Source organism: Arthrobacter agilis (assembly GCF_002953615.1).
Lineage (GTDB): Bacteria > Actinomycetota > Actinomycetes > Actinomycetales > Micrococcaceae > Arthrobacter_D > Arthrobacter_D agilis_B.
Map to the genome: position 1 here is coordinate 925,705 of NZ_CP024915.1, position 10,310 is coordinate 936,014.

A 10,310-nucleotide genomic window follows, 5' to 3' on the forward strand; every position below is an offset into this window, starting at 1 on the left:
CGAGGCGGACCGCCATACCCGCACCCACGAGGAGGCCGAGATCGAACTCCGGTGGGTTGACCTCGACGCCGCGGTGGACGCCGTGCTCGAAGGCCGCATCCACAGTCCGTCCGCGGCTGCTGCGATCCTCGCGGCCCGGGTGGCCCGGGAGAACGGCTTCGTGGACCTCCGGCCTGCCACGACGCCCTGGCCCGAGCACCCCAGCCGGCACTCCACCTGGCCGCACGGCGCCGTGCTCGAGGCCTGACGACGGTGCCGGACCCGACTGCGGGGACGACGATGCCGGACCCGACTGCGGGGGCGACGCTGCCGGACCGGACCGGGGAGGCCGGTCCGGTACGGTCCGGCGTGCCGGTGCTCCCGGCCGGCGTGTCCACCGGCGGCGCGGAGTCCGGCGTGTCCACCGGCGGTGCGGAGTCCGGACCGCTGTCGGGCCTCGTCCGGGACTACCTGCAGCACATGTCCGTGGAGCGGGGACTGTCCGCCAACACGCTCGCCGCCTATCGCCGGGACCTGCGGCGCTATGAGGCCTTCCTCGACGGGCGCGGCGTGGACGAGGCAGCGAGGATCAGTCGACACGACGTGTCGGCCTTCGCGCAGGCCGTCGTCTCGGGGGAGGACGGGCTGTCGGCCCTGAGTCCGCGTTCTGCCGCGCGAACCATCGTCGCCGTCCGCGGGCTGCACCGCTTCTGGGCCCTGGAGGGGATCACCGAGGGTGACCCGGCACGCGAGGTCCACCCGCCCATGACGGGCCGGCGCCTGCCGAAGGCCATCCCCGTGGCCGACGTCGTGCGCATCCTGGAGGCCGTCGACACCGGGACGCCGTCGGGCCGGCGGGACCGTGCTCTCCTCGAGTTCCTGTATTCCACCGGGGCCCGGATCAGTGAGGCGGTGGGCCTGGACGTCGACGACGTCTCCGTCACGGACGTGGTCGACGGTCCCGCCGTCGTCCGGCTCACCGGCAAGGGCTCGAAGGAGCGACTCGTGCCCGTGGGCTCCTACGCGGCCCGTGCGGTCGACACCTACCTCGTGCAGGGGCGCCCCGCTCTCGCCGCGAAGGGCAAGGGCAGCCCGGCGCTCTTCCTCAACACGCGCGGTGGGCGACTGAGCCGCCAGAGCGCGTGGAGCATCCTGAAGTCGGCGACGGAGCGGGCGGCGGTGCAGCGGGACGTCTCCCCGCACACGCTCCGGCACTCCTTCGCGACCCACCTGCTGGAGGGTGGTGCCGACGTGCGCGTGGTCCAGGAACTGCTCGGGCATGCCTCCGTCACGACCACCCAGGTCTACACGCTGGTCACCGCGGAGACACTGCGGGAAGTGTATGCCGCCGCGCACCCCCGGGCCCGCGCCTGACATGGCACGGGCGACGGGCGTACCCGGAACACCCGCTCTCCCCGGCGAGTGGCAGACCATCGACGGGATCGCGTACCGCAACGTGGCCCTCTGCTTCCTGTTCCGGGTCCACGACGGCGTACGGGAGGTCCTGCTCGGACTGAAGCGCACCGGTTTCGGGACGGGCCGGGTCGTGGCCCTGGGCGGGAAGATCGACGGGCAGGAATCCGCGGTCGATGCGGCGGTCCGCGAGGTCGCCGAGGAGAGCGGGATTCAGCTCTCGGCCGCCGATGTCCGCAGTGCCGGACGGATCACCTGGTCGTTCCCGGCCCAGCCGGGCTGGAACATGGCCGCGCACCTCTTCACGGCGGATGCCGGGAACGCCCTGCCGGTGGCCGGCGAGGAGATCGAGCCGCGCTGGTACACCGTCGACGCACTGCCGTGGAACGGCATGTGGCAGGACGGCCCCCACTGGATCCCGGCGCTGCTCGACGGGCATCCGGTCGACGCGCGCATCGTCATGGCTCCCGACAACGAAGCGGTGGACAGCGCCGTCCTGGAATGACCGGGTGCGGGCCGGCGGCACGGTGGGGTGCCGCCGGCTCCCGGTGCTCAGCTCCCGCCCACGTGCCGTTCGTCCGGGCCGTTGTAGAGGCTCAGGGGACGGATGAGCGAGTTCGACGCCACCTGTTCCATGATGTGCGCTGTCCACCCGGTGATCCGCGCGGCGATGAACAGCGGAGTGAACATCTCCGTGTCGAAGCCCATCAGGTGGTAGGTGGGGCCGGCCGGATAGTCGAGGTTGGGCTTGATGCCCTTGGCCTCGTCCATCGCGGTCTCGAGTCCTGAGTACAGCCCGAGGATCTCGCTGCGTCCGTAGTATCCGATCATCGCGTCGAGCGCGGACTTCATCGTCGGGACGCGCGAGTCCCCGTTCTTGTAGACACGGTGCCCGAAGCCCATGACTTTCTTCTTGGCCGCCAGGGCCTCCTCCATCCAGGCCTTGGCACGTGCCGCGGCGTCCTCCGCGGACTCGTCCTCGCGGATGCCGATCTCCTCGAACGTGTGCATGACGGCCTCGTTCGCACCGCCGTGCAATGCACCCTTGAGTGCGCCGATGGCGCCGGTGACAGCGGAGTGCAGGTCGGAGAGCGTCGAGGTGATGACCCGCGCGGTGAACGTCGACGCGTTGAAGGAGTGCTCGGCGTACAGGACCATCGAGACGTCGAACGCGTGCACCACCTCGGCGGGGGCTTCCTCCCCGAAGGTCATCCAGAGGAAGTTCGCCGAGTAGCCGAGGTCGTCGCGGGGCTCCACGAGCGCCTGGCCGCGGCGACGGCGCTGGTCGTAGGCGACGACCGCGGGGAAGGCGGCGAACAGTGCGGCGGCCTTCTCCATGTTCGCCTCGACGGAATGGTCTCCCGCCAGCGGATGGCAGGCGCCCAGGACGGACACGGCCGTCCGCGCGACGTCCATGGGGTGCGCGGTGGCGGGCAGCAGGTCGATCGCCGCGATCACGTTCTCCGGTAGGCTCCGGTGCGCGCGTTCGACGGCGTCGAAGCGCTGCCGTTCGGCGGCGTCGGGCAGGTCGCCGTTCCACAGCAGGTAGGCGACGTCCTCGAAGTCGCGGTGCCCTGCCAGTTCCTGCACGGGGTACCCCCGGTACAGCAGGGAATTGGTCTCCGGGTTGACCTTCGAGATGGCGGTGTAGTCGACGACTACCCCGGCGAGCCCCTTGTGGATCTCTGGTCCGGTCACGGCTGCTCCTTCTGGGAATTCGGTCCTGGAGCCGGCGACAGCGCGTCGGCGATGGTCAACGGTCCGCTCCGCCGTCGCGGTGGCGCCCCTCCGGCACCTCGAAGTTGAAGACGGAGGAGTCGAAGCGGTTGTACCCCTCGTAGTCCACCAGGTCGTACAGGCGGCTGCGCGTCTGCATCTGTCCCACGACCGCCTCCTGCGTCCCGTGGGCCCTGATCGAGTCCAGCGTACGCTCGGCGGCGCCCATCGCACTGCGGAGCAGGGTGACCGGGTAGATCACCATGGTCACGCCTGCGTCCTGCAGCTGGTCGACCGTGAAGAGATCACTCTTGCCGAACTCCGTCATGTTGGCCAGGATCGGCACGTCGACGGCCTCCCGGATGGCCCGGAACTCCTCGAGGCTGCGCATCGCTTCGGGGAAGATGGCGTCCGCCCCGGCGTCCACGAGTGCCCGGGACCGTTCCTGGGCCGCTTCGAGCGTGTCCGTCCCCCGGATGTCGGTGCGGGCCATGATGAGGAAGTCCGGGTCACGCCGGGCGTCGGCTGCTGCGCGGATGCGCTTGACGGCGGTGTCGAGGTCGACGACGTTCTTGCCGTCGAGGTGGCCGCAGCGCTTCGGGTTGAACTGGTCCTCGATGTGGCAGCCGGCGAGTCCGGCGTTCTCGAGCTCCTGGACGCTGCGGGCGACGTTCATCGGTTCTCCGAAGCCCGTGTCGGCGTCGACGATGCACGGCAGGTCGGTCATGCGGGCGATCTGGCCGGCGCGGTGTGCGACCTCGGTGAGGGTGGTCAGGCCGATGTCCGGCAGCCCGAGATCGGCCGCGATCACGGCCCCGGAGATGTAGACGCCGTCGAACCCCCTGTCCCCGATGAGGCGGGCCGACAGGGGGTTGAAGGCGCCGGGGAACTGCTGGAGCCGACCGGAGGCCAGGGACTCCCGGAGTGTCCGGCGCTTCTGCTCGGGTGGCACGCTCGAGTACAGCACGGCGGCCTACAGGAGTCCCTGCGGCGCGGCGGCCGCATCGAGGTACCCGGGGCGGGCGACGATGTTGAGCTGCCCGAGCGAACCGGCCGGGAGATCCGGCAGCTGCTCGACGGCGGTGAGGAAGCGGTCGAGCTCGGTGTCGTCGACGATGCCTGCCGCCAGCATCCGCAACTTGGCGACGTAGTCGGCCCGTGCGAAGGGCCGTGCACCGAGGGGGTGCGCATCCGCCACCGCGATCTCGTCGGTGATGACGGTGCCGTCGGTCAGGGTGATCTCCACCCTGCCGCCGAACGCCTTCTCCGCGATGTCCAGGGAGTGGTACCGACGGGTCCACTCGGGGTCCTCGACGGTGGTGACCTTGTGCCAGAGTGCCACGGTGTCCGGACGGGCAGCGCGGGCCGGGGCGTAGGAGTCCTCGTGGTGCCAGCGGCCGTCCTGTAGGGCCACGGTGAAGATGTAGGGGATCGAGTGGTCGAGCGTCTCCCGCGAGGCGGTCGGATCGTACTTCTGCGGGTCGTTGGCGCCGGACCCGATGACGTAGTGGGTGTGGTGCGATGTGGCGATGACGACGGACGCGACGTTCTCCGGGTCCGTCACCTCCGGATGGGAGCCGTGGAGGCGCCGCGCGAGGTCGATCCAGGCCTGTGCCTGGTACTCGGCGGAGTGCTCCTTCGTATAGGTGTCGAGGATGGCACGCTTGGGTTCACCCGGCGCCGGCAGGGGCACGTCGTAAGAGGCTTCAGGCCCGTCGAGCAGCCAGGCGATCACGCCGTCCTCGCCCTCGTAGATCGGGGTGGGGGAGGTCTGGCCCCGCATGGCGCGGTCGACCGCCTCCACGGCCATCTTGCCGGCGAAGGCCGGGGCGTGGGCCTTCCAGGTCGAGATCTCGCCCTTGCGGGACTGGCGCGTCGCCGTCGTGGTGTGCAGGGCCTGGCCGACGGCGTGGAAAACGACGTCGCGGTCGAGGCCGAGGAGCGTGCCGATGCCTGCCGCGGCGGAGGGGCCGAGGTGGGCCACGTGGTCGATCTTGTGCTCGTGCAGGCAGATGGCCTTCACGAGGTCGACCTGGATCTCGTAGCCCGTGGCGATCGCCCGCACGAGGTCCCGGCCGGAGGCGCCGGTGTGCTGAGCGGCCGCGAGGATCGGCGGGATGTTGTCCCCCGGGTGGGAGTAGTCGGCGGCGAGGAAGGTGTCGTGGTAGTCGAGTTCACGCACTGCGACGCCGTTGGCCCAGGCGGCCCACTCGGCCGAGACGGGGGAGTCGACGCCGAAGACGGACGCACCCGAGCCGTGCGCGGACACGGGGTGGCTCGACGCCTGGGCGCGGGCCGCGACGACCGGGGCACGGTTCAGCGACGCGACGGCGACGGAGGCGTTGTCGATGATGCGGTTGATCACCATGTCGGTGACCTCCGGGGTGACCTCGACGTCGTCCGCTGCGACGTCGGCGATCTTCCACGCGAGCTGCCCGGTCCGGGGCAGGTTCTCCTCGCTGCGGTGGACGCGGACGGGATGGATGTCAACCATGGTGTTCCTCTCGATGGTTCGGCGACGTGTCATGGTCCCCGGTGGGTGGGGACAGGAGGTGCTGCAGGCTGTTGTGGAGGTGCACGCGCATCGAGGCTTCCGCGAGGTCGGCGTGTCCGGCGCTCAGCGCGAGCGCGATCTGCTCGTGTTCGCGTGCCGAGGCCAGGAGTCGGCGCGGGTTGTCCCGGGCGAGTCGGCGGACCCGCGCCAGATGGGTGCGAATGGGTTTCTGCGCCTGGAGGAGGTACGGATTGAGTGCGGCCTCGTCGACGGCCCGGTCGAGCCGCGCGACGAGTCCGTAATATGCGTCCTGCCCGCCACCGTCGCCCTCGATGAGTCTCCCGGACGCCGCGAACTCGTCGGCGAGCGCGGCGAACACCGCGTGGTCCCCGCGACGGGCGGCGAGCCGGACGGCGGCGCACTCCAGGGGCAGCCGCACGTCGAACAGGTCCGTGACGGCGTCGAGGGAGATCGCGGAGACGACCACCCCGCGCCCGCTGTGCGGGGTGGCCAGACCTTCGGCGACGAGCCGGGACAGTGCCTCACGCACAGGGGTCCGCGACACACCCAGCCGGGCGGACTGTTCCACCTCCGCGAGCAGCTCGCCGGGGGCGAGCCTCCACTCCACGATGTCGGAGCGGAGCAGGGAGTAGGCGCGGTCGCTGGCCCGCATCGGCGTCCTCCCCGTCGTCCTGTCCGCGCTCGCGCTACGAGTGCTCTTCTCTCCTCAATGTATACAAAAGGCAGCACGAAGTCCACGCTGGACCCGTCGGGACGGCGTCGACCCCTCTCTGTGTATACAGAAAGAGTCGCGGAAAGGCCGTGATACTGTTCCCCCACCACGCGCGACGAGGGGCGATCATGGCTGCTGCAGCATCCCAGGACGGACACGACACCGGAGGGCCGGACCAGTACCGACGACTGCACGCTGCGAGCCTCGCGGACCCCGAGGCCTTCTGGCTCGAGGCTGCCCGCGCCGTCGACTGGAGCACGCCGCCGGTCGCCGCCCTCGATGCCTCCGCCGCCCCGCTCTACCGATGGTTCCCGGATGCTTCCCTCAACACGAGCTACAACGCCCTCGACCGGCATGTCGAGGCGGGCCACGGCGACCGGGTGGCGCTGGTCCACGATTCGGCGATGCTGGGCACGACCCGCTCGTACACCTACGCCGGCCTGCGGGACGAGGTCGCCGTCTTCGCCGGCGTGCTGGCAGGGCTGGGCGTCGGGAAGGGCGACCGGGTGCTGGTCTACCTGCCGATGATCCCCGAGGCCGTGGTGGCCATGCTCGCCGCCGCACGCCTCGGTGCCGTGCACTCCGTGGTGTTCGGCGGCTTCGCCCCGGCGGAGCTGGCAGCCCGCATCCGCGACGCCCGGCCCGCCGCCGTCGTCACGGCGTCGGGCGGGCTGGAACCCGGGCGACGCGTGGAATACCTGCCGGCGGTGCAGGAGGCACTCGCCCTCGCGGACAGTACCGGGACACCCGTCGTCGCCAAGGCACGCGAGGGCTTCGTGCACCGTATCGGGGACTACCGGCAGTCCGGCAGCTGCTGGGTGGACTGGGACGACGCCGTCTCCGCGGCCGAGCCGGTCGACCCGGTCGGGGTCGCTGCGACGGATCCCCTCTACATCCTCTACACCTCGGGCACGACGGGCGCCCCGAAGGGAGTGGTCCGCGACAACGGAGGCCACGCCGTCGCGCTCACGTGGTCCATGCGGGAGATCTTCGGCATCGGGCCGGGGGACGCGATGCTCACCGCCTCCGACGTCGGCTGGGTCGTGGGCCACTCCTACATCGTGTACGGGCCGCTCCTGGCCGGCGCCACGACCATCCTGTACGAGGGCAAGCCCGTGGGGACCCCCGACGCCGGTGCTTTCGGCAGGCTGATCGAACAGCACGGCGTCAGGGTGCTGTTCACCGCGCCCACGGCACTGCGGGCCATCCGCCGCGCGGATCCGGACGGCGCGCTCCTGCGCTCCCACGACCTGTCCGCCCTCGAAACCCTCTTCTCGGCGGGGGAGCGGCTCGACACCGGTACGTCCGCGTGGGTCGCCGACGTCCTCGGCACACCCGTCGTCGACAACTGGTGGCAGACGGAGACGGGCTGGCCCATCTGCGCCAATCCACGCGGCTTCGGCGGCGTGCCGCTGAAGCCCGGCTCGCCGTCGTTGCCGTCCCCGGGATTCGACGTCGTCATCCTGGACCAGCACGGCACCCCCGTCCCGGCGGGTACGGAGGGCGGCATCGCCCTGCGGCTTCCGTTGCCGCCGGGCACCCTCCCGACCCTGTGGGGGAGCGACGCGCGGTACGGGGACTCCTACCTGGCCGCCTTCGAGGGCTACTACACGAGCGGGGACTCGGGCTACATGGACGAGGACGGCTACGTCTTCGTGATGGGACGGACCGACGACGTCATCAACGTCGCGGGCCACAGGCTCTCGACGGGGGCCATCGAACAGGTTCTCGCGCAGCATCCGGCCGTCGCCGAGTGCGCCGTGCTCGGCCTCCGGGATCCGCTCAAGGGCCAGCGTGCAAGCGGCTACGTGGTCCTCAAAGCCGGGGTGTCGGTCGATCCCACGGACCTGGAAGCCGAACTCGTGGCCATGGTCCGCGGCACGATCGGTCCCGTGGCCGACTTCAGGTCCGCCGTGGTGGTGGACGCCCTCCCGAAGACCAGGTCGGGCAAGATCCTGCGGAAGACCATGCGGCAGATGGCAGCCGGGGAGCCCTATGCGGTGCCCTCGACGATCGAGGACCCGGCGGTCCTCGCCGTGCTGGAGCCGCTGCTGCGGCCCGTGCCCGCAGAATGACCCGTCTGCAGGGCTAGCGGTCCGCGCTGTTCCGCGCCCAGCTGTACTCGAACTCGGGGCGTCCCCTCGTGCCGTAGCGGGGCGTGCGGAGGACGGACTGCTGGTCCGCGAGGTACTCCAGGTACCGCCGCGCGGTGACCCTGGACATGGACAGCGCCTCCGACACCTCGATGGCGGACGTGGGTTCCTGCAGCGACTTCAGCAGGCGCGAGACCGCGCGGAGGGTCTCTGCGGAGAGTCCCTTGGGCAGGGTGGCGGCGGTGGCGGGCCGGAGCGAGGCGAACGCCTGGTCCACCTCGGCCTGCGTGGTGGCGGTCGCCTGCTCCACCAGGTTCTGGCGGAAGTCCCGGTAGGTGCCGAGTTTCTCCCTGAACGCCGAGTACGTGAAGGGTTTGATGAGGTACTGCACGATGCCGGACGAGATGGCGGAGCGCACCACGTGCAGATCCCGCACCGCCGTGATGGCGATGATGTCGAGCGGCAGACCGAGCCCGCGGATCCGGCGGATGATGTCGAGACCGTGGGCATCCGGCAGGTTCATGTCGAGCAGCATGAGGTCCGCGACGAGGTCGGCCCTGCCCGGTGCCTCGCCGGACGGCTGGAGGAAGACCGCGAGCTCCGCCCCACTCCGGGCGACGCCGACGAGCTCGAACCCGTCGAGCCGCCGGACGTACTCCGCATGGGCGTCCGCGGCCACCGGATCGTCCTCGACGACCAGGACACGTATTGCGCTCACGGGTGGCCCCCGTCGACGGCCAGGCGCACGGCCGGCGGACCCGACCGGTCCGGGGTGCCCGCGGGAGCCCCAGGGTAGGGGAGCCGAACCATGAAGCGGGCCCCGCCGTCCTCCGTGTCCGTCACCTCGAGCGTGCCCGCGAAGCGCTGGACGGCCTGCCGGACCAGCGCCAGCCCGAAACCGCGGCCGGCACCGGTGTCCTCCGCCGATTGCTTCGTGCTGTAGCCGACCTCGAACACCTTCGCCTTCTCGGAGTCGGGGAGGCCGTTCCCGCTGTCCTCGACGACGATCTCGAGTTCGGCCGTGCCGTTCCCGCCCGCCAGGCGGCGGACGACGAGGAGGACGCGGGATTCCTCCGAACCGGCCGCTTCGTCGAAGGCGTTGTCGAGGAGGTTGCCGATGATCGTCACGAGGTCCACGGGGTTCAGCGACCCGGCCTGCGCGTCGGGTGCGATCTGCGAGGTCAGGGTGATCCCGCGCTCGTTGGCCTGCGCGGCCTTGCCCACCAGCAGGGCCGCGAGGAAGGGCTCGTCGATGGCCTCGACCACCTCGTCGGTGAGGCGCTGGGACTGCTGCAGGTCCCGGGTGGCGAAGTCGATGGCGTCCGCGCTCCTGCCGAGTTCCACGAGCGACACGATCGTGTGCAGGCGGTTGGCGTGTTCGTGGGTCTGCGAGCGGAGGGCATCGGTGAGGGTGCGCATGGTCTCGACCTGTCCGGTCAGGGCCTCGATCTCCGTGTGGTCCCGCAGGGTCGTGACGGTGCCGAGCGCCCCGTGCGGATGGACGGCCCGCCCGGGGATGGACGGCGGGACGGCGGGTTCCTGGTTGACCACGAGCACCCGGCTCTCGGTCAGGTGTACCTCGTCGCGCGCCCGCCGCCCCGAACCGAGGAGGTCCCGCAGGGACGGTGCGACCGCGAGGTGCGACGCCGGTATCGGCTTCCGTGTCCCGTCCAGTCCGAGGAGCCGCGCGGCCTGGTCGTTGTAGAGGACGAGGGAGCCGGCCGCATCGGTCAGCAGGAGGCCCTCGCGGACGGAGTGGAGCACGGAATCGTAGAACACGAAGGTGCGCGAGAGCTCGGCGGGTCCCATTCCCAGCGTCGCATCCCGCAGTCGTCGGCTGAGCAGGTAGGAGGCCAGCGCGCCGAGGGCGCCACCGTGATGC

Annotated in this window: 9 protein-coding genes and 1 pseudogene; 4 read left to right on the forward strand and 6 right to left on the reverse strand. The window is 71.0% G+C overall.

The window, feature by feature from the left end; genetic code table 11:
• The 3 genes and pseudogenes from CVO76_RS17230 to CVO76_RS04485 form a co-directional block, all read left to right on the forward strand.
• Nucleotides 1-247, forward strand: a pseudogene (locus tag CVO76_RS17230) (NUDIX domain-containing protein); the annotation flags it as partial.
• A 32-nt stretch (nt 248-279) separates the two neighbouring features.
• Complete coding sequence (gene xerD, locus CVO76_RS04480; RefSeq protein ID WP_208740873.1) at nt 280-1,353, forward strand: site-specific tyrosine recombinase XerD; 1,074 nt, start codon at nt 280-282, stop codon at nt 1,351-1,353.
• A gap of 1 nt (nt 1,354) precedes the next feature.
• Nucleotides 1,355-1,897, forward strand: coding sequence for an 8-oxo-dGTP diphosphatase (locus CVO76_RS04485; RefSeq protein WP_208740875.1), 543 nt, complete (start codon nt 1,355-1,357; stop codon nt 1,895-1,897).
• Between the two features lie 47 nt (nt 1,898-1,944).
• Here CVO76_RS04485 and CVO76_RS04490 read toward each other — a convergent pair whose 3' ends face one another.
• Genes CVO76_RS04490 through CVO76_RS04505 form a run of 4 tightly spaced genes read right to left on the reverse strand, consistent with a single transcriptional unit; the run spans nt 1,945 to nt 6,275 of the window.
• Complete coding sequence (locus tag CVO76_RS04490) at nt 1,945-3,090, reverse strand: bifunctional 2-methylcitrate synthase/citrate synthase (RefSeq protein ID WP_208740876.1); 1,146 nt, start codon at nt 3,088-3,090, stop codon at nt 1,945-1,947.
• 55 nt (nt 3,091-3,145) lie between these two features.
• On the reverse strand, nt 3,146-4,075 hold the full coding sequence (prpB, locus tag CVO76_RS04495) for a methylisocitrate lyase (RefSeq protein ID WP_208740878.1): 930 nt from the start codon (nt 4,073-4,075) through the stop codon (nt 3,146-3,148).
• 6 nt (nt 4,076-4,081) lie between these two features.
• Nucleotides 4,082-5,602 carry an MmgE/PrpD family protein gene (locus CVO76_RS04500; RefSeq protein WP_208740880.1) on the reverse strand — a complete coding sequence of 507 codons (1,521 nt, stop codon included), beginning with the start codon at nt 5,600-5,602 and terminating at the stop codon, nt 4,082-4,084.
• Nucleotides 5,595-6,275: a GntR family transcriptional regulator gene (locus tag CVO76_RS04505; RefSeq protein ID WP_208740882.1), complete on the reverse strand. Its 681-nt coding sequence runs from the start codon at nt 6,273-6,275 to the stop codon at nt 5,595-5,597. The genes CVO76_RS04500 and CVO76_RS04505 overlap by 8 nt, the downstream gene beginning before the upstream one ends.
• 188 nt (nt 6,276-6,463) lie before the next feature.
• On the opposite strand from CVO76_RS04505, the gene CVO76_RS04510 reads away from it, so the two are divergent.
• Nucleotides 6,464-8,410 carry an AMP-binding protein gene (locus tag CVO76_RS04510; protein ID WP_208740884.1) on the forward strand — a complete coding sequence of 649 codons (1,947 nt, stop codon included), beginning with the start codon at nt 6,464-6,466 and terminating at the stop codon, nt 8,408-8,410.
• A gap of 13 nt (nt 8,411-8,423) precedes the next feature.
• Here the strand turns inward: CVO76_RS04510 and CVO76_RS04515 are convergent, their stop codons facing one another.
• Nucleotides 8,424-9,146 (reverse strand): response regulator, encoded by a 723-nt coding sequence (locus tag CVO76_RS04515; protein ID WP_133081628.1) that lies wholly within the window; start codon nt 9,144-9,146, stop codon nt 8,424-8,426.
• Nucleotides 9,143-10,310: sensor histidine kinase (locus CVO76_RS04520; RefSeq protein ID WP_244186196.1), on the reverse strand; the 1,168-nt coding region annotated here is incomplete at its 5' end. The genes CVO76_RS04520 and CVO76_RS04515, both read right to left, overlap by 4 nt.